General features: G+C 72.7%; 15 protein-coding genes and 1 other RNA gene. 10 read left to right on the forward strand and 6 right to left on the reverse strand.

Features of this window, described 5'->3' with window-relative positions; all coding sequences use genetic code 11:
- Nucleotides 1-79: 79 nt before the first annotated feature.
- Nucleotides 80-3,193, reverse strand: a complete 3,114-nt coding sequence (locus RIU97_RS25130) for an FHA domain-containing protein (RefSeq protein WP_404959835.1) — start codon at nucleotides 3,191-3,193, stop codon at nucleotides 80-82.
- A 459-nt stretch (nucleotides 3,194-3,652) separates the two neighbouring features.
- Between RIU97_RS25130 and RIU97_RS25135 the strand changes: the two genes are divergently transcribed.
- Entirely contained in the window at nucleotides 3,653-5,464 is a 1,812-nt protein-coding gene (locus tag RIU97_RS25135; RefSeq protein WP_404959836.1) for a protein kinase domain-containing protein, read from the forward strand.
- 159 nt (nucleotides 5,465-5,623) lie between these two features.
- Nucleotides 5,624-6,871 (forward strand): serine/threonine-protein kinase, encoded by a 1,248-nt coding sequence (locus RIU97_RS25140; RefSeq protein WP_404959838.1) that lies wholly within the window; start codon nucleotides 5,624-5,626, stop codon nucleotides 6,869-6,871.
- Between the two features lie 162 nt (nucleotides 6,872-7,033).
- Here the strand turns inward: RIU97_RS25140 and RIU97_RS25145 are convergent, their stop codons facing one another.
- Nucleotides 7,034-8,035, reverse strand: coding sequence for an isopenicillin N synthase family dioxygenase (locus RIU97_RS25145; RefSeq protein ID WP_404959840.1), 1,002 nt, complete (start codon nucleotides 8,033-8,035; stop codon nucleotides 7,034-7,036).
- A 316-nt stretch (nucleotides 8,036-8,351) separates the two neighbouring features.
- Between RIU97_RS25145 and prfB the strand changes: the two genes are divergently transcribed.
- On the forward strand, nucleotides 8,352-9,461 hold the full coding sequence (gene prfB, locus RIU97_RS25150) for a peptide chain release factor 2 (RefSeq protein WP_404959841.1): 1,110 nt from the start codon (nucleotides 8,352-8,354) through the stop codon (nucleotides 9,459-9,461).
- A gap of 113 nt (nucleotides 9,462-9,574) precedes the next feature.
- Here the strand turns inward: prfB and RIU97_RS25155 are convergent, their stop codons facing one another.
- On the reverse strand, nucleotides 9,575-9,766 hold the full coding sequence (locus RIU97_RS25155; RefSeq protein ID WP_030662818.1) for a hypothetical protein: 192 nt from the start codon (nucleotides 9,764-9,766) through the stop codon (nucleotides 9,575-9,577).
- A 238-nt stretch (nucleotides 9,767-10,004) separates the two neighbouring features.
- On the opposite strand from RIU97_RS25155, the gene ftsE reads away from it, so the two are divergent.
- The 5 genes from ftsE (at nucleotide 10,005) to ssrA (ending at nucleotide 13,905) form a co-directional block, all read left to right on the forward strand.
- Entirely contained in the window at nucleotides 10,005-10,694 is a 690-nt protein-coding gene (gene ftsE / locus RIU97_RS25160) for a cell division ATP-binding protein FtsE (RefSeq protein ID WP_030011324.1), read from the forward strand.
- A gap of 16 nt (nucleotides 10,695-10,710) precedes the next feature.
- The gene (ftsX, locus tag RIU97_RS25165; protein ID WP_351297535.1) at nucleotides 10,711-11,679 is read left to right on the forward strand and encodes a permease-like cell division protein FtsX; all 969 of its coding nucleotides are present in this window, start codon (nucleotides 10,711-10,713) and stop codon (nucleotides 11,677-11,679) included.
- A 67-nt stretch (nucleotides 11,680-11,746) separates the two neighbouring features.
- Entirely contained in the window at nucleotides 11,747-12,928 is a 1,182-nt protein-coding gene (locus RIU97_RS25170; protein WP_404959842.1) for a S41 family peptidase, read from the forward strand.
- Between the two features lie 18 nt (nucleotides 12,929-12,946).
- On the forward strand, nucleotides 12,947-13,432 hold the full coding sequence (smpB, locus tag RIU97_RS25175) for an SsrA-binding protein SmpB (protein ID WP_351297541.1): 486 nt from the start codon (nucleotides 12,947-12,949) through the stop codon (nucleotides 13,430-13,432).
- Nucleotides 13,433-13,516: 84 nt separating this feature from the next.
- Nucleotides 13,517-13,905: a transfer-messenger RNA gene (gene ssrA, locus RIU97_RS25180) on the forward strand.
- A 102-nt stretch (nucleotides 13,906-14,007) separates the two neighbouring features.
- Here ssrA and RIU97_RS25185 read toward each other — a convergent pair.
- Nucleotides 14,008-14,322: a 4a-hydroxytetrahydrobiopterin dehydratase gene (locus RIU97_RS25185; protein WP_404959843.1), complete on the reverse strand. Its 315-nt coding sequence runs from the start codon at nucleotides 14,320-14,322 to the stop codon at nucleotides 14,008-14,010.
- Between the two features lies 1 nt (nucleotide 14,323).
- On the reverse strand, nucleotides 14,324-15,568 hold the full coding sequence (locus RIU97_RS25190) for a Twin-arginine translocation pathway signal (protein ID WP_404959844.1): 1,245 nt from the start codon (nucleotides 15,566-15,568) through the stop codon (nucleotides 14,324-14,326).
- A gap of 157 nt (nucleotides 15,569-15,725) precedes the next feature.
- On the opposite strand from RIU97_RS25190, the gene RIU97_RS25195 reads away from it, so the two are divergent.
- Nucleotides 15,726-15,944 carry a hypothetical protein gene (locus tag RIU97_RS25195; protein WP_404959846.1) on the forward strand — a complete coding sequence of 73 codons (219 nt, stop codon included), beginning with the start codon at nucleotides 15,726-15,728 and terminating at the stop codon, nucleotides 15,942-15,944.
- Between the two features lie 1,071 nt (nucleotides 15,945-17,015).
- On the opposite strand, the gene RIU97_RS25200 is transcribed toward RIU97_RS25195, so the two are convergent.
- On the reverse strand, nucleotides 17,016-18,281 hold the full coding sequence (locus RIU97_RS25200) for an MFS transporter (RefSeq protein ID WP_404962930.1): 1,266 nt from the start codon (nucleotides 18,279-18,281) through the stop codon (nucleotides 17,016-17,018).
- A 147-nt stretch (nucleotides 18,282-18,428) separates the two neighbouring features.
- Here RIU97_RS25200 and RIU97_RS25205 point away from each other — a divergent pair, with 147 nt between their 5' ends.
- On the forward strand, nucleotides 18,429-19,394 hold the full coding sequence (locus RIU97_RS25205; protein ID WP_404959847.1) for a LysR family transcriptional regulator: 966 nt from the start codon (nucleotides 18,429-18,431) through the stop codon (nucleotides 19,392-19,394).
- Nucleotides 19,395-19,447 lie beyond the last annotated feature (53 nt).

The following is a 19,447-nucleotide window of genomic DNA, read 5'->3' on the forward strand; positions in this document are numbered from 1 at the left end:
CGTGGTGTGTCCCGGACCACAAGGTCTACGCCGACCCGCGCGCCCCCGCAATACCGCCTCGCGGGGGTGCGGTTCGGCCTCAGGGGCCCGGCGGGAACAGCACGGGTATCGCCGAGACCAGGTGCGAGGCCCGGTCCAGGGCGCTGGCCAGCAGTGCGAGGTCGGTCGGCCCGTTGCCCAGCTCGCGCACCGGACGGCGGGCCGGCGGATCACCCATCCGCTCCCACTCCACCGGGACCACGGTCGGCCTCAGGGTCGCCGTCCGCGGGATCCGGCCGGTGACCCGGCCGGCCTGGAACGGGATCGTGCGGCCGTCCGCGTGCCGGAGCAGGCCGCGGCCGGGGCCCGGCTGGTCAGGGGCGTCGAGCTCCACGCGCAGGGTGGTCAGCCGGGCCAGCCCCGTCTCGGCCGTTCGGTCCGGGCGGGCGGTGGTGGCCACCAGGTGCACGCCGAGCCGGGCGCCCTCGCGGGCCACCGCCTCCAGCGCCCGCACCACCGAGCCGGCGGCGGGCCGGCCCGTACTGCCGAGGCCCGGCGCGACCAGCGCGTCGAGGTCGTCCACCAGTACCACCAGGCGGGGCAGCGGGCTCGGGCCGGCCGGGTCCGTGCGGGTCGTCGAAGCACGGAGCCGGAGCGTCCCCGTGCGCTGCGGGTCGAGGTCGCCGCGCAGCTCGCCCGGGGTGGGCGGGCGGGGCGAGACCAGCCGGTCGGAGACCTCGCGCTGGGCGTGCCACTCGGCGAACGGCATCCCCTCCAGCAGCTCGGCGCGGCGCTTGAGCTCCGCGCCCAGCGCCTGCGCGAACTCCCGCATGCGCACCGGATCGGAGGCGACCAGGTGGGCGGCGACGTGCGGGAGTTCGGTGCAGGGCAGCAGCCCGTCACCGCGCTCGCCGCCGGCCCCGTCGAGGAGGACCAGCCCGAGCCGGTCGGGCCGGGCGGCCGCGGACAGCGACGCGGCCACCGAACGCAGCAGCTCCGTCCGCCCGCTCCCGGCGGGCCCCTCGATGAGCAGGTGCGGGCCGTCGTGGACCAGCTCGGTGCCGACGGGGCCGCGCCGGCCGCTGCCCAGCACGATCTCGGCGAGGCCGCCCGTGCCCTGCCCCTGGTCGGTGGCGGCGGCCCAGCGGGCCATCAGGGAGGCCGGGGTGGCCCGGGCCAGCCCCAGCTCGTCCAGCAGCCGGGCGGTCGCGGGCAGGGTGGCCGCGGACGGCCGGTACGGGGCGGCGGAGCAGCCGTCGGTGGTGCGCAGGGGTGCCAGCGCCCGGGCGAAGCGCTCGGCCCAGGCGGCGGAGACGGCGTCGGCGGTGGCGGTGCTTCCGGACGGGACCGGCCGGCCGCCGCTGACCGCGAAGGTCCGCACGGCGGTGGCCACGTCCCCGCTGAGCAGGGCGACCGCGCCGCAGTCCCGGAAGGCGGGGTTGCTCGCGCACGCGGCCTCGTACGTGTCGGCGACCGGCGAGGCGGCGGTGGCGGCGGGGGCCTCGGCGAGTGCGAGCACGTGGATCCCGGCGGCCGGGCCGTGCGAGGCGAGCCGCCCGGTGATGTCGCGCAGCGCGCCCGCCCCGGGATCGCCGTCGACGACGACGAGCGTGTACGGGCCCGCGTAGGCGTCGGCGGCCTGCCGGACCCGCTCGGGATCGGCGGCGGCCCAGTGCGTGCCCAGCGGGCCGTCGTCCAGGCGCCGGGTCAGCTCACCGGCGCGGGCGGCGGCCTGGTCGCGGTCGTACGCGAGGAGGAGCCGGCAGTCCTGGCCGTGGGCGGGCCGTACGTGGGGCAGCCAGCCGAGCCAGCCCCAGTCGCGCCGCCGCTCGGCGAGGCCGCGCGTCCGGTCGGTGGAGACGAGCACGATCTCCAGCTGCCCCGGCGCGTGCAGTCCCGCCAGTTGGGCGACGGCCCAGCGGGCGGCCCCGGTCAGCCGGGCCCGCGGGCCGGCGATGCCGAGGGCGCCGACGGCGGGCAGCGACACCCGGCTCCCGGCGCCGAGCCCCACCTCCAGCAGTCTGGCGTGGCCGGGCTGCCCGGGCGTACGGGACCACAGGCGCTCGGTGGGTCCCATGGCGGCCAGCAGCAGTGCGGCCGGGTCGTCGGGGTCGGGAGCGGCGGCGGGTGCCGCCTCCGGTGCCGCCTCGGAGAGGTCCTCGCCGCGCACCCACTTGCGGGCCCAGGCCCCGAGCCCCTTGCGGCGGCCGGCGGATCCGCCGCCGGACGTTGCGCCGGGACCTGACCATCCGGCGGCGCCGTAGGCGTCCGGCGGTCCGGCCGGGGTTCCGGGGCGCGGCCCCGGGGAGGCGTCGGCCCCGGACACGTCGGCCCCGGACGCGTCGGCCCCGGACGCGTCGGAGCCCGGCGAGCCGGCTCCGCCCGGGGCGCCCGGCGTCCCTTCGGAACCGGCCCACCCGGCAGGCCCGGTGACCCGTCCGGCTCCGGCGGAGCCGTCGGGCGCCGGGGCGGCGGTGCCCGTCGGCCCCGGGGTCCCGGGGTGCGGCGCCGCGGCCGCGGTGGCGGGCGCGCCGGCGGCGCCCGACCAGCCGGCGGCGCCCGCCGGGGGCGGCACGGAGAGGTGGCCCTCCTGGTCCGGGGTCACCGGCAGCGGGGGCGTCGCGCCCGCGGGCGCGAGCCGCAGCGTGGTCTCGCCGACCCGCAGCAGCGCCCCCGGCGGCAGGGCGACCGGCTGGGCTCCCACGGGGGAGCCGTCGAGGGTGGTGCCGTTCGTCGAGTCCAGGTCGGCCACCGCGACCCGCCCGTCGCGGATCACCGTGACCGCGCAGTGCAGCCGGGACACGTCGGGGTCGTCCAGCGGGACGTCGGCGTCGGCGGAGCGGCCCACCCGGATCTGGCCGCTGTGCAGCAGGTGCACGCCGCCCGCGTCGGGTCCGGCGACGACGTGCAGCTGGGGCGCGCCGAGGCCGTCCTCGGGCAGCACGTCCGGCACGGGCCCGTGCAGCGCCAGTACCGCGCCGTCCACGAGCGGCGGCTCGCCCAGCACCCGCCGCTGGAGGTCGAGGCGCTCGGAACCGGCGTAGAGCACGACCGTGCCCCCGGTGTCGGGCCCGCCGACGGTCGCCGCGAGCCCGGAGGCGACCGCGGCCAGCGCGGTGCCGGCCGGTGCCGTGACGAGCACGTCACGGCTCGCGGGGGCGGTCGCGGTCTGGTGGCCGCTGCGCGACCCAAGGACGGTCAGCCGGATCTGCATCGCCGTCAGCGGTCCCTTCTGCGCGGTGCGCGGTGTATGCGCCCGGCAGGGGAAGTACGGGACATGGCTGCCCGATCGCCCCCCACCCGGCACGGACGCGTCGTCCGGTCAGGTCTGCCGGAAGGCGGGGCTCCCGTCCCGTGCCGTTCCGTACGTGTGCATCCTCGCACCTGTCGCGGACAACACGCCCGGCACCCGCCAACAAATGATCTTGATCGGTCGCGGCCCGCCGCGGACCTCGACCGCATACGGACAGCGAGCGGGGGAAAGACAGGGAAAAACGCCACGGGCATACCCCGCAAACATCACCCTCCGCACATATGTGCGGCAACCAACCTCCGGCGACCGGCGTCTTCCACGGGGACACCCCCTAGAGTGGGCCGGAAAACCAATCAGCGGATCGACGACAACTCGACCACGACTCGACCACGAACAGACGACAGCAGGGGAGCGCGAGACGTGCGGCCAGTCGGCAGCAAATACCTGCTCGAGGAGCCGCTCGGGCGCGGCGCCACGGGCACTGTCTGGCGTGCCCGCCAGAGGGAGGCCGCCGGCGCGGAGGCGGCCGTCGCCGGACAGCCCGGCGAGACCGTGGCCATCAAGGTCCTCAAGGAGGAGCTGGCCCAGGACCCCGACATCGTCATGCGCTTCCTGCGCGAGCGCTCGGTCCTGCTGCGCCTGACCCACCCCAACATCGTGCGCACGCGCGACCTCGTCGTCGAGGGCGATCTGCTCGCCCTGGTCATGGACCTGATCGACGGTCCGGACCTGTACAAGTACCTCCGCGAGAACGGCCCCTTCACGCCGGTCGCCGCGAGCCTGCTGACCGCGCAGATCGCGGACGCACTCGCCGCCAGCCACGCCGACGGCGTGGTCCACCGCGACCTGAAGCCCGCCAACGTCCTGCTCGACGAGCGCGGCGGCCAGATGAAGCCGATGCTCACCGACTTCGGCATCGCCCGCCTCGCGGACTCCCCGGGCCTGACCCGCACCCACGAGTTCGTCGGCACCCCGGCCTACGTCGCGCCCGAGTCCGCCGAGGGCCGCCCGCAGACCTCCGCCGTCGACATCTACGGCGCCGGCATCCTCCTCTACGAGCTGCTCACCGGCCGGCCGCCGTTCGCCGGCGGCACGGCGCTCGAAGTGCTCCACCGCCACCTCAGCGAGGACCCGCAGCGCCCCCCGACCGTGCCCGAGCCGCTGTGGACGGTCGTCGAGCGCTGCCTGCGCAAGGAGCCGAACGAGCGGCCCAGCGCCGTCAGCCTGGCCCGCGCGCTGCGCGTGGTCGCCGCCGGCATCGGCGTGCACTCCTCGGCCGCCGAGGTGGAGGCCGCGCTCGGGGTGGGCGCGCTGCTCGCCCCCGACCCCTCGCCGGCGCCGGTCCCCGCGACCCCGGGCGCCGCCGATCCCACCCAGGCGCTGCCCGCCGGCGCCGGTTCGCCCGCCGGGGCCTACGACCCGAACGCCATGACCAGCGTCATGCCGCCGGTCGGCGCGGCCGACGCCACCTCGGTGCTGCCGAGCACCGGGGCCCCCGGGGCCGACCCGACCTCGGTGATGCCCCCCGTACAGCGGCCGGACCAGCCGCACCCGTGGCAGTCGCAGATGCAGGCCGCCCGCGACCGCAACGAGCAGACGCAGGTCCAGTACCTGGACCCGAACGAGGACCCCCTGCGCCGCCGCCCGCAGCGGCAGGCGCCCCCGCCGCCGCAGCACCGGCCGCAGCAACAGCAGCCCCAGCCCCAGCAGCCGTACCGGCAGGGCCCGCCGCCGCAGCAGCAGTACCAGCAGCCGCAGCAGCCCCAGTACCGCCAGCCGCAGCAGCCGCCCCAGCAGCAGTACGCGCCGCCTCCGCCGCCGCAGCACTACCAGCCGCAGCAGCAGCGTCAGCCTCAGCAGTACCAGCAGCCTCAGCAGCAGCCGCAGTATCGCCAGCCGCAGCCGCAGCCGCAGCCGCCGCCGCAGCAGCAGCCCCCGCAGAGCCCGCCGCCCCGGCAGCCGGCCCCCCGGGAGCCCCGCGAGCCGCGCCGCCGCAGCGCCAACCCGGTGCGGATCCCCGGCCTCGGCTGCCTCAAGGGCTGCCTGGTCGTCATCCTGCTGTTCTTCGTGGCGGGCTGGCTGGTCTGGGAGCTGACCCCGCTCCAGGAGTGGGTCGGCACCGGCCGCGGCTGGTGGGACCAGCTGTGGACCTGGGGCAGCGACATCGCCGACTGGGTGAGCACGGTCGGCGACTCCGCGGGCTCCGCTTCCTCGGGCTCCACCAAGTCCTGAAACGAGGCCCGTAGCGCTGACTTCGTGGATTTGTCGACTTCTGAGGGGTGATTTCGCCCGCAGAAGTGAAGGTCGCCGCGAATCCGGGCCCCTGCTGGCCTCCAACGCCCACCCGGCCGCGTAGCTTTGGTGCGTACGCCAGCCGCTGAGGGAGCAGTCGTGGCACGGAAGATCGGCAGCCGGTACACCGCGCACCAGATCCTTGGGCGCGGCAGCGCGGGCACGGTGTGGCTGGGCGAGGGGCCTGACGGGCCCGTCGCCGTCAAACTGCTGCGCGAGGACCTCGCGTCCGACCAGGAACTGGTCGGACGCTTCGTCCAGGAGCGCAGCGCGCTGCTCGGCCTGGACCATCCGCACGTGGTCTCCGTCCGTGACCTCGTCGTGGACGGCAACGACCTCGCCCTCGTCATGGACCTCGTCCGCGGTACGGACCTGCGCACGCGGCTCGACCGGGAACGGCGGCTCGCCCCCGAGGCGGCCGTCGCGATCGTCGCGGACGTCGCCGACGCGCTGGCCGCCGCGCACGCGGCGGGGGTCGTCCACCGCGACGTCAAACCCGAGAACGTGCTGCTGGACATGCAGGGCCCGCTCGGCCCGGGCGGTTCGCATCCGGCGCTGCTGACCGACTTCGGCGTGGCCAAGCTGATCGACACCCCGCGGCGGGCCTCCGCGGGCCGGGCCTCGGCCCCCACCACCCGGATCATCGGCACGCCGGACTACCTGGCGCCGGAGATCGTCGAGGGCCTGCCCCCGCGGGCGGCGGTGGACATATACGCCCTGGCCACCGTCCTGTACGAGCTCCTGGCCGGCTTCACCCCCTTCGGCGGCGGCCACCCGGGCGCGGTGCTGCGGCGGCACGTGACGGAGACGGTCGTCCCACTGCCGGGGATCCCCGACGAGCTGTGGCAGCTGATCGTGCAGTGCCTGGCGAAGGCCCCGGCCTCGCGGCTGCGGGCGTCGGAGCTCTCGGTGCGGCTGCGGGACCTCCTGCCCCTGCTGGCCGGGATGCCGCCGCTGGACGTGGACGAACCGGACGACGCGGATCCGGACCCCGAGCCCTCGGACGAGCCGGCCGCGGATCCGGTCCGCCGCCGGGGCGTCGTCCCGCTCGTCCCCGGGTCCGCCACGGACTCCAACCGGGACACCCACACCTCGATGCGGGTGCCGGGGCCGGACGAGCTGGCGGGCGGGGCGCTGGGCACGGCGCGGGTCCCGCGTCCGGCCGGCGGCCACCGGCCCGGCTCCGCCCGGCACCGCGCGGAGGCCGCCCGCAAGCGGCGGCTGGTGCTGTCCGTGTCGGCCGTTGCGCTGGCTGCGGCGGTCGGCCTGGGCGGCTGGCTGGCCTTCTCGGGCGACGAAGCCCCGCCTCCCCAGGACAGCAAGCAGTCCGTCCCCCGCAAGCCGTAGACCGCCTGGAGCATTTCAGCCCCTCCGGCGTTCGAGGAGCGGGGTCTGGGGCGGAGCCCCAGCAGCGGCGCCGCGCCCGAGCAGACCGGTCATCGGGGCCCGGGCGCGGAGCGCCGTAGGGTCCGGGCGGGAGCCCGGTGGGGCAGCGGGGCGGAGCCCCGGCTACGCCGTGACGAGTTCCGGGTGCCAGCGCCGCGCCACGGCCGGGTGGGCCCGGACCCACCCCTTCAGCTCGTTGCGCCCGTACTCGGCGTGCAGCGGGTTCGACTCGTCGTGCGCGACCCCGGGCGCGGAGCGCAGGTACTCGCCCGGGACGGTCTCGATCACCGCGTCCAGCCGCGGGTTGTAGAAGAACGGCACCGAATACCGCTCCACCGCCCCCGGCGGGCTCACCACCCGGTGGTCCGTCGCCGTCAGGTACCCCTCCGTCGCGATCTCCAGCAGTTCGCCCAGGTTGACCACGAACGCCCCGGGGAGCGGCGGGACGTCGAGGTAGCCGCCGTCGCGCACGACCTGCAGGCCTCCCACCGAGTCCTGCAGGAGCAGGGTCAGGAAGCCGTAGTCCTTGTGCGCGCCGACCCCCTGGTCCGCACCGGACGGGGCGGATCCCGGGTAGCGGATCAGCTTGGTGTGCAGGTGCGGGCGGTCCGCGAAGGCCTCGTCGAAGAAGTCCGCCGGGGCGCCGATCGAGGTGAGGAGCTCCTGGAGCAGCCGGTGGGCCACCGCCGCGAGGCGGGACTGCCAGTCCAGGACCACCGTACGGAGCTCCGGGAGCGCGGCGGGCCACTGGTTCGGGCCCTCCAGCCACAGGTACGCCGGGTCGTCCGGCCCCACCGCCGGCGCCGGGCGCTCCGCGCCCACGTCCAGCTGGTCCCGCCAGTCGGAGGCCCCGCCGGTCAGCTCGTGGCCGATCCGGGTGTAACCGCGGAAGTGCGGGGAGTTCAGGTTGCTCACGGCGAGCCGGTCGGCCTCCGGGAGGGCGAAGAAAGCCCTGGTCAGCTCCAGGATGCGGGCGCTCTCGGCGGCGGTGACGCCGTGCCCGGTCAGGTGCAGGAAGCCGGTGTCCCTGGCCGCTGCGTGCAGCTGCTTCAGGAAGTCGGCCCGCTGGGCCGGGTCGTCGGCCTGGGAGAGGTCCAGGACGGGGAGAGTGTGCGCGGACGGCATGACGGCTCCGTTTCGGGATGTCACGGGGTCCTGTTCCCCAGAGGTGGTGGGGGCCGCGGGTGGAGGTGGGTCGCCGACAGGGGTGGTGCCGGGACCGCGTGAGCCGCGTACAGGACCAAGTCGGATCGGGGTGGATCAGGCTTGGGTACGGTCCGGCGGCAGACAGCTCGTCGTCGTGACACGCATGTGGTCGACATGGCGGCGCTTGACGAGGAGAACGGTCATACCGTGAGCGTACGCCCGTACGAGCCGTCATCAGTACGGGCGATCCGGCCTGCCCGGACGGCGTTGTCCGGGGACCGGCTACGCTGGACCCGTGGCAGTCGTCGATGTTTCCGAAGAGCTGAAGTCCCTCTCCTCGACCATGGGGTCGATCGAGGCCGTCCTGGACCTCGACAAGCTGAGGGCAGATATCGCCGTGCTCGAGGAGCAGGCCGCTGCGCCGTCCCTGTGGGACGACCCGGAGGCCGCCCAGAAGATCACGAGCAAGCTTTCGCACCTCCAGGCCGAGGTCCGTAAGACCGAGGCCCTGCGCGGGCGCATCGACGACCTCGCGGTGCTGTTCGACCTCGCCCAGGAGATGGACGACGCGGACACCCTCGCCGAGGCCGAGGCGGAGCTGGTCTCCGTGCGCAAGGCGCTGGACGAGATGGAGGTCCGCACCCTGCTCTCCGGCGAGTACGCCGAGCGCGAGGCCCTGGTCAACATCCGTGCCGAGGCCGGCGGCGTCGACGCCTCCGACTTCGCCGAGCGCCTCCAGCGCATGTACCTGCGCTGGGCCGAGCGGCACGGCTACTCCACCGAGATCTATGAGACCTCGTACGCGGAAGAGGCCGGCATCAAGTCGACCACCTTCGTCGTCAAGGCCCCGTACGCCTACGGCACCCTCTCCGTCGAGCAGGGCACCCACCGCCTCGTCCGGATCTCGCCCTTCGACAACCAGGGCCGCCGCCAGACCTCCTTCGCGGGCGTCGAGGTGCTCCCGGTCGTCGAGACCAGCGACCACGTGGAGATCGACGAGGCCGAGCTGCGCGTCGACGTGTACCGCGCCTCCGGCCCCGGCGGCCAGGGCGTCAACACCACCGACTCGGCCGTGCGCATCACGCACCTGCCGACCGGCATCGTGGTCTCCTGCCAGAACGAGCGCTCGCAGATCCAGAACAAGGCCAGCGCCATGAACGTCCTCCAGGCCAAGCTGCTCGAGCGGCGCCGCCAGGAGGAGAAGGACAAGATGGACGCCCTCAAGGACGGCGGCAGCTCCTGGGGCAACCAGATGCGCTCCTACGTCCTGCACCCGTACCAGATGGTCAAGGACCTGCGGACGGAGTTCGAGGTCGGCAACCCGCAGGCGGTGCTCGACGGCGAGATCGACGGCTTCCTGGAGGCCGGGATCCGCTGGCGCAAGCAGCAGGAGCAGACCGCGTAGCGAGTGACCTCACAGACGCGGACGAGGGCCCGGACATCAGCGATGTCCGGGCCCTCGCCCTGTGTGGTGATCTGATCGGTACGCGGCGCGGAGGCCGGCCGCGGGCACCGCGGCTAGGCGGTCTGCTGGGCCACCAGCACCAGAGCTGCCACGAGGACCACCATGAGCACGATGAGAGCCACGGGGTTCAGGCCGGAGAAGGGGCCCTCCTGCTGGAGGCGCTCCCGGTTCGCCCGGCACACCGGGCAGCGGCCCTGGCTGACGGGTGCGGCGCAGTTCGCGCACACGAGCCGGTCATATGTCATGCGCTCCTCCTCTCGTCCCCTCGGTGTCGTCTGTTGCCTATAACGGCGTGGGGAACCAGAGCGTTCCCCCTACCACTGTGCCAGCTTCGCCGACATTCGGCGCGGCCCGTCCGGGCAACCACGGTCCGGAGCGACCTGCACCCCGGGATAAAAGGGGCAAGTCCGGATGCCGGGTCCACACCTCGCGCCCGTTCGCGTATGGTCACGCACACCTACTCCCGGCGACCGTGGTGCACCCGTGATCCGATTCGACAGCGTCTCCAAGTCCTACCCGAAGCAGAGCCGTCCTGCACTCAGAGAAGTCTCCCTCGACATCGCGAAGGGCGAGTTCGTCTTCCTCGTCGGCTCCTCCGGCTCCGGCAAGTCCACCTTCCTGCGGCTCATCCTGCGCGAGGAGCGGGCGAGCCACGGCCAGGTGCACGTCCTGGGCAAGGACCTCGCCAAGCTCTCCAACTGGAAGGTTCCGCAGATGCGGCGCCAGTTGGGGACCGTCTTCCAGGACTTCCGCCTGCTGCCCAACAAGACGGTGGCCGAGAACGTGGCCTTCGCCCAGGAGGTCATCGGCAAGCCGAGGGGCGAGATCCGCAAGGCCGTCCCCCAGGTCCTCGAACTGGTGGGGCTGGGCGGCAAGGAAGAGCGGATGCCCGGCGAGCTCTCCGGCGGTGAGCAGCAGCGCGTGGCCATCGCCCGCGCCTTCGTCAACCGCCCCGCCCTGCTGATCGCGGACGAGCCCACCGGCAACCTCGACCCGCAGACCTCCGTCGGGATCATGAAGCTGCTGGACCGGATCAACCGGACCGGCACCACCGTGATCATGGCCACGCACGACCAGCAGATCGTGGACCAGATGCGCAAGCGCGTCATCGAACTCGAACAGGGCCGACTCGTACGCGACCAGTCGCGCGGCGTCTACGGCTACCAGCACTGAAAGGCCCTTGAGAGTCATGCGCGCCCAGTTCGTCATGTCGGAGATCGGCGTAGGTCTCCGCCGCAATCTCACCATGACCTTCGCGGTCATCATCTCCGTGGCCCTGTCACTGGCCCTGTTCGGCGGCTCCCTGCTCATGAGCGAGCAGGTCAGCAGGATGAAGGGCTTCTGGTACGACAAGGCCAACGTCTCGATCTACCTCTGCAACAAGCAGGACGCCCAGGAGGCCGGCGAGGCCGCCGCCAAGCCGGACGGCTCGGGAGGCGGCGCCGGCGGCGTCGCCACCTGCCGCAAGGGCGCCGTGACCGACGAGCAGAAGAAGCAGATCGAGTCCGAGCTCAAGCAGATGTCCCTGGTCAAGTCCGTGGCCTACGAGTCCGCGGACGAGGCGTACAAGCACTACCAGGAGCAGTACGGCCACACCGCGCTGGCCTCCTCCATCACGCCCGACCAGATGCAGGAGTCCTTCCGGGTCAAGCTCAAGAACCCGGAGAAGTACAAGGTGGTCACCTCCGCCTTCGCGGGCCGCGACGGCATCCACACCGTCGACGACCAGCGCCAGGCGATCGACGACCTCTTCCGGATCCTCAACTACCTCAACTACGCCGCCCTCGGCATCATGCTGATCATGCTGATCGTGGCGCTGCTGCTGATCGTCAACACCGTGCGCGTCTCGGCGTTCAGCCGTAGGCGGGAGACGGGGATCATGCGGCTCGTGGGTGCCTCCAGCTTCTACATCCAGGTGCCCTTCATCATGGAGGCCGCCTTCGCCGGGCTCATCGGCGCGCTCTTCGCCTGCGCCATGCTGGTCTCCGGCCAGTACTTCGTGATCGACCACGGTGTCGGGCTGCGCGACAAGATCCAGCTGATCGACTTCATGGGCTGGGGATCGGTGCTGGCGAAGCTCCCGTACGTGCTCTTCATCGGCCTCCTGATGCCCTCCATGGCCGCCTTCATCGCCCTGCGCAAGTACCTGAAGGTGTGACAAGCGCCCCGCGAGCGGTCCGGCCAACCATCCGTACCGGAGCGGGGCTTGTCCTAGACTCGGCGCCATGCCGGGTCTGCCCGCCTTCTGTCTCCGGCCCCGCGACCTGCGTCGCGGGGCCGTTTTGACGTTGGCCTTCCTCGCCGCCGTCGCCACCGGAGCCTTAACCGGATGCTGGGAGCACGAGGAAGGCGCCGCGGCCGCCGAGGTCCGTACGGACCTCCCCGCGTCCGGCGCCTCCCGGGCAGCCGGCACCGCCGACCGTGACGCGGTCGCCCGCGCCGCCGCCGAGGCCGTCGCCGAGGGGAAGTCCGGCAAGAAGGCCGCCCAGGACGTGGTCAGCCGCAGCGGCGACCGCTGGGGCACCGTCTACGACCAGGGCGAGTACGCCGCCTTCGCCGAGGGCCTCGACGGCCACTGGACCGGCGTCGGGGTCTGGGCCGAACGCGCCCACGACGGTGTGATCAAGGTCGACAAGGTCCAGCCCGGCAGCCCCGCCGCCCGGGCCGGACTGCGCACCGGGGACCGGCTGCTGAGCGTCGACGGGCACGCCGTGACCGGCCTGGCCGTCACCGAGGTGGTCGCCCTGCTGCGCGGCACGGCCGGCACCCCCGTCGTGCTGAACCTGAGCCGGGACGGCGCCGACCTCACCGAGACCGTCCGACGCGAGCAGCTGCGCACCGAACCCGTGACCGTGCGGCAGCGCCCGGACGGCGTCACCGTCATCAAGGTCACCTCCTTCACCCGCGGATCCGGCGAGCGGGTCAGGGCCGCCGTCCGCGCCGCCCCGGCCGGCGCCGGCGTCATGCTCGACCTGCGCGGCAACCCGGGCGGGCTGGTCACCGAGGCGGTCACCGCAGCCTCCGCCTTCCTGGACGGCGGGCTCGTGGCCACGTACGACGTACGGGGGGACCAGCGGGTCCTGTACGCGGCCCCGGGCGGGGACACCACCCGGCCGCTGGTCGCCCTCGTCGACGGCGGCACGATGAGCGCGGCCGAGCTGGTGACGGGCGCTCTCCAGGACCGGGGCCGGGCGGTGGCGGTGGGCAGCCGCACCTTCGGCAAGGGCTCGGTGCAGATGCCGACCGAGCTCCCGGACGGTTCGGTGGCCGAGCTGACGGTGGGCACGTACCGCACTCCGGCGGGCCGCAGCCTGGACGGCGAGGGCATTACCCCGGACGTGCCGGCGGGCGAGCGGGCCGAAGAACGGGCCGTCACGGTATTGGGTGGCCTCGGGGTGGGTCCGTAGTGCGAAAATGACCGCACTATGGCTAAGGAAAAAGGGCGCAAGCTGATCGCCCAGAACAAGAAGGCGCGGCACGACTACACGATCCTCGACACCTACGAGTGCGGACTCGTGCTCACGGGGACCGAGGTCAAGTCCATGCGCCAGGGACGGGCCTCGCTGGTGGACGGCTTCGTGTCGGTGGAGAGCGGCGAGGCGTGGCTCTACAACGTGCACGTGCCGGAGTACAGCCAGGGCACCTGGACCAACCACAGCGCCCGGCGCAAGCGGAAGCTCCTCATGCACCGGGAGGAGATCGACAAGCTGGAGCGCAAGTCGGAGGAGACGGGTCACACGATCGTGCCCCTCTCGCTGTACTTCAAGGACGGCCGCGCCAAGGTCGAGATCGCGCTGGCGAAGGGCAAGAAGGAGTACGACAAGCGTCAGACCATGCGGGAGAAGCAGGACACCCGCGAGACGAACCGGACGATCTCGGCCATCCGCCGCAAGCAGCGGGGCACGGTTTAACCTCCTGGCACGCGGTGGTCCACTTCGCGTACGATGGCGTCAGCACCCGCCGCTGGCGGTGGGAGCACCTTGTTAAAAAAACATGGGGATGATCGGTTTCGACAGCGGATGTCGATGCAGGGGAAGCGAGCCGAGGAAGCGGCAATGATCTCGCTAACCACATGTCGCAAACAATAATCGCCAACTCCAAGAGCGATAACTCCCGCTTCACCCTCGCTGCCTAATAACAGTGAGCTGAAGCCTCTGTGAGGAGCGTCAGCCCGGAAGTGGTCCCGGTCCGGATCCTGGCGTCAATTAGGGATCTAAACCTCTAGCCCCGGTCACGGGGGTTGGAGGGAAATCAAACAGTGACTGAGCCCGTCGGAGACTTGTCCGTGTGATCTCCGGGGCCGAGAAAAGCGCAGCGGACTGCGCTCGGAGAAGCCCTGCTTCTGCACCGTTGGACGCGGGTTCGATTCCCGCCATCTCCACTCATCCCATGTGGGCAAAGGCCCCGCAGCCTCTCGGCTGCGGGGCCTTTGTCATGCGTCCGCACGCGGTAGACGATGCCGGCGATCCGGTTCGAACGTTCGGCCCTAGTCCAGCGGGAGGGCCTGGTGTGCGGCCACAATTGCGTCGATGCGGCGCGCGAGGTCGAAGTCCGCCGCAGTCAGACGATTCCCGGCGTCGTGTGTCGTGATCGAGGCACGCAGGCTGTCGATGCGAAGGTCTAGGTCCGCGTGATGCTGAATGCGCCGGGAACGGTCGGCGATCGTGACGATCGCGGCTACCGCCGCGTGATAGCGGATGTCGTACGTCCGAGTGATTGCGTCGCCATCCTGAGCCCAGCCCGGCAGCTTGGCCAAGCCTTCGGCGATCTCCTCGTGCGTCAGTGGCTTCGGTACGCCCATGTCAGCTCCCCTCGTTCACAGGCGCCAGGAGCTCGGCGAGGTCCCGGCCTACCGGGGCATCGTGCCACGGCCGCATGGCCCTCTCCAGGGTGGCCAGTTCACGAAGCATGCGTGCCGAACGGGTCTCGGCCGCGATCTCGACAGCGGCACGCGCGATCTCGACTGCCTGCTCCGGCTCCTGGGTGTGGGCGGCCGCGGTGGCGTGCCTGGCGAGATACACGCCGCGGTCCCGGCGGGCGGTCGCGGGCACCGCGTTGATGACCTGCGACCACAGCTGTTCGGCTTCACGACCGAGGCCGAGCCGCCCGTAACAGGTGGCCCGCTGTACCTCCAGATATCCCGGGGTTCTCCTGCATGCGTTGCCCCAGGGGAGATCGTCATCGACGCGGGCGAGGAGTCCGTCAGCGGTATCGATGAGTCTGTCGACGGTGGTGCGGTCGCCGGTGAGGCTGGCCCCGTGGGCCTGCTGCTGCAGCGCCATCACACGGACCTTCGGGAACAGGCGGTTGTCGTCGAGTGCGGCCTCGCACAGGTCGACGACCCCATGGCCGTCGCCGAGATCGGTTCGTACCTGGGCCAGGTTGACGAGGCTGTACCCGACGAGGTGTGGATCGCGCGACCTGGCCGCGATCTCCTGGGTCACCCCCCGCCAAAACGCGGCCGCGCCAAGATCGCCGGCGTCCTGGTAGAGCCAGCCGACGAGCGCGGAGTAGGCGGCTCCCACGCGGAGAAGACCGCGGCGGGTCTCGCCCTTCGCTGAGCGGACAAGCTTGTCGATGAGCTGATACTGGGCGGACACCGTCCCGATCAAGTCGTGCGGCCCGAGGAACATGTCGGCCCGATAGTGGCCTTCCAGCTGCTGCTGGAAGTAGTCGATGAGCGCGGGGTCGACGTATTGAGAGGGGGTCGGGCCGGGCACGAGCGCGGCCGCGGTGACGGATATGAACGTCCTGCGCTTCACGTCTTCCTCTTGGTCTGCCTCAGGGCGGATCCACCCGGCGGGCGCCGTGAATCCCAACTCTTGCGGCCACCGGCCGAGCGCGTCGTGCAAGACGATTGCCGTTTCCTCCGGCGGCCAGCCCGGTTTGGGTCCCTCCCACCGGCGCCACGTCCGCGAAGACACGGCGTACGAAGCGTCGTCCAGGAACTGCCGGCCGTGGAGGCTCAGTGCCTCAGCGGCGGACTCCATGCTGCGCCAGCCCGCGCGGAGCCGAGCAGCCCGCAGCGCGTCGTTTCGGTGCCCCATGGCCCCAGAGTGAAGTGTCATCGCGTCTGTCCCCGGCCGTGGCCGCCACATGGCCACCGATGGCCACGCGATGGCCTATCTGCCCATCTGCGTGCCCGCCCATCATCTACCCATGCGCACACCAAGCGCGGGCGAACTACGGCAGGGGAGCACCGGTATGACCAGTACGGACGGGACGATCGCGACGGTCCCACACCGCTTGCTCTACAAGCAGGTGCGCGACGCGGTGACGCTCCGCGAAGGCCTGCTGATGGACGTGCTCAGCCGGACCACTGGCTTCGCTGACGGCCGGCACTGCTACGCGGACGTCGCGTACGTCCGGGGCGCGAACGGGCGTGAGTTCACCGTGGACCCGAGCACGCTGGAGGCGGTGTGAGTTGCGTGTACTGCGACAAGCACGTCGCGGCCATTCCCGCCAACCGGGTGGGCCCGGACTTCTCTGCGTCTGCTGCCCGGCCACCCATGTACGCCCACCCCGACTGCTACACCAAGACGCCCCGCACTACGGCCGCCCGGACCGACCGGGGCAGCCCTGCGGGCACCCTCTGAGACTCGGCACCACCGAAACCCGCACGTGAAGGGAACGAAATGGCGACTCCCACCCTGGCAACCTCCGCCCAGCACCTCCTGACCGCCGACGGTTGGACCCGTGTGGTGCGCCTGGTGCAGCGCGAGAATGAACGCGTGGACGAGGCGCTGGCCGAGCGGATCACGGACGAGGCCCTCAAGTTCGTTGCGGCAGCTGCACGGTCCTCCGGCCGGCACCTGCGCCCCTCAAAGATCGTGGATCTGGCATGCACTGATCCTGCACACAGAGCTGTACCGGGCGCTGTGCTCCTCGGTCGGCCGGGTTGTGGACCACAGGCCGGAGGGCTCCGAGACGCTGCGGCGTGATGCCGACACGCTGAATCGCACGATGGAGGCGATTCGGGAGGCCGGGTACGAGCCGGACAGCTATCTGTGGGGTCCCTTGGCGGATTCGGAGATCTCTGCCGGTGACTGCATGCACACCGAGTGCACGGAGGGCGGGTCAGGATGCGCTGCCCCACCGGCCTGACGACAGGCCTCCGCTGGCCTACAGTCGGCTACGTTCCGCGAGTGAGGAGTTGCGGTGAGTGAAGACGCTGGAGTGCCACGAGGAGTGTGGGTCGATCCTCGGTTCCACGACTTGGTGGCGAGCTGGGGTGCGAACCGGTTTGAGCGCCGGCCCGGAAAGCAGCCCCGAAGAGTCTGCCCGCACGGGTTCGGCGTGACCGTAGTGGTCGACCTGGAAACGTGCACACCTCGGAATGTGCACTGTGCGGCGTGCTACCCGTCCGAGGTCTGATTTCTTCGATCCTCTGAAACCTACCTGGACCGCTACGAGCAGACGGTGAGTTTCGGAGACGGCAGGGCCCCGCAGCCGAGAGGTTGCGGGGCCTTTGTCATGCCGGGCGGGCCGCTGTCATCAGAACGGCACCTTGTTGAGCACGCGGGAACGATCACTCGCCGGCCCTACGAATCGTCCCGGCGCGGTGGTCGCCAGCGCGATCAGTGCGGCCGCGGCCGGCACCGCGTACGCGGCGGTCGGGCCCACGTGCTCCACGGCGAGGCCGGCGCAGGCCGAGCCGGCCGCGATGCCCGCGAAGATCGCGGTGACCGCGAGCGTCATGCCCTCGTTGAGGCGCCCCTCGGGGGTCAGGGCGTGGACCTGGGACATCGCCGTGACCATCGTCGGGGCCGTGGCCATGCCGGCCAGCAGGAGGGCGCAGCCGAGGGCGGTCAGGGAGCCGGTGGCCGCGGCGGCCCAGGGGAGGGTCATGAGGACGGCCAGGGCGCACACGCAGGCCTTGAGCGAGCGGGGGCGAAGGGTGCCGTAGATCAGGCCCGCCGCGCACGATCCCGCGGCCTGCAGGGCCAGGACCAGGCCGGAGGAGGCGCCGAGGCCCCGGGCGTCGAGGTGGGCGATCGAGGTGATCTCCATCGAGCCGAAGACCACGCCGGTGACGAGGAAGAGCGGCAGCAGCGGGCCGAGGGCGCGCAGCGGTGAGCCCTTCCGGGGCGCCGCGGCCACCGGGGGCTGCGTGGCGCGGCAGGAGGTGAAGACGAGCATGCCGGTGAGCAGCAGGGCCGCGCCGGTGAGGGTGCCCGCCTCGGGGAAGACGGCGCTGCAGAGGAAGGCCGCCAGGACCGGTCCGAGCATGAAGCACAGCTCGTCGGCGGCCTGTTCGAAGGACATCGCCGTGTGGTGCGCGGCCGGGGAGTCGCGCAGCAGGTGCGTCCAGCGGGCGCGGGACATGCCGCCGATGTTGGGGGTGGTGGCCGTCGCGGCGTACGAGGCGAAGAGGGTCCAGGCGGGGGCCCCGGTACGGACGCACGCGATCAGCGAGAGCGAGCCGAGGACCGCGATCAGGGTGGCCGGTACGGCGATCCGGGCCTGGCCGTGGCGGTCGACCAGCCGGGCGGTCCAGGGCGCGACCAGCGCGGTGGTGGCCAGGCCGGTCGCCGTGACCGCGCCGGCGAGGGCGTACGAGCCGCGCTGTCCGGCGATCATCATGACCGCGCTGACCCCGAACATGCCCATGGGGAGCCGCGCGAGGAGGTTCCCGGCGGTGAATCCGCGGGTGCCGGGCCGGGCGAACAGGCGGCGGTAGGGGCCCTGGGGCGTGCGGGCCGGCCGGGGGGATCCGGCGGGCGGTCCGGCGATGACGAGGGTGCTGCCGGTGACGGTCATGCGCGGGGTGCCGGCGGTGCGGGCGGCGGCCGTGCGGGCGGCGGTCGTGGTGGTGGCGGGCATGGGAAGAGCCTCGGGCCCGGCCCCCTTCCCGGTCCAACACCTGTTCGGAGCCCATTCACCGCTATACGTTGTTAGTCTCCGGGGGTGATTCCCCGCGATGTCGACCCGCGGCTGCTGCGCGGGTTCGTCGCGGCCGCCGAGGAGCTGCACTTCACCCGTGCCGCCGCCCGCCTCTACGTGGCCCAGCAGGCGCTCAGCCGCGATGTCCGGCGGCTCGAACAGGCCCTGGGCTCGGCGCTGTTCCTGCGGACGACCCGGCAGGTGGAGCTGACCGCCGACGGGCAGCGGCTGCTGCCGCTGGCCCGGCGCGTGCTGGCCGCGCACGAGGAGCTCGCCGCCGCCTTCACCGCGCCCCGCCCGCTCCTCGTCGACCTGAACACCGACGGGCCGAGCACTCCGCGGACCGTGCTGGAACGGGCCCGCGAACTCGCCCCCGACTGCGAGCTGATGGCCCGCTTCGAGAGCGGCCTCACCCACGCCGCCGCCGAGATCGCCGCCGGCCGGCTCGACGTCTCCTTCGGGTACGCCGACGGGCTGGACCCGGCGCTGCGGGCGCCGCTCGCGCAGACGCCCGTACGGTACGAGCCGCTCGCCGTGCTGCTGCCCGAGGGGCACGCGCTGGCCGCGCGGGAGACCGTACCGCTGGACGCGCTCGCCGGGGAGACCGTGTACGCGGGAGCCGGGAACCCGCGGACGCTGGAGTGGACCGGGCTGGCGCGCGAGCTGTTCGCCGGCCGGGGGATCCTGATGGCGCCCCCCGCGCCGGTGGCGATGGGCAAGGAGGAGTTCCGCCGGGTGATGGCCAAGACCGGCAACCCGGTCCTGGCCACCGTGGACTTCCTTGACATGCCCGGCTGCGTGAAACGGCCGCTGACCGACCCGGTGCCGCTGTCCCCACTGTCCATGGTGTGGCGCAAGGGCTTCGCACACCCCGGCCTGGACGCCCTGCGGGCGGCGGCCGCCGGGCTGGCGGCCGAGCGGGGGTGGCTGCAAGCGCCCGCCGGGAGCCGGCTCCCGGCACGGCTCACACACGGCCCCGGCGGCGGGTGAGAGCAAGGTTTCCCGGCGGTCATCCGGCGGGGACCGGGGCCGAAACGCGCCCT

The sequence above is a fragment of the Streptomyces sp. 147326 genome (assembly GCF_045000215.1).
Classification (GTDB): domain Bacteria; phylum Actinomycetota; class Actinomycetes; order Streptomycetales; family Streptomycetaceae; genus Streptomyces.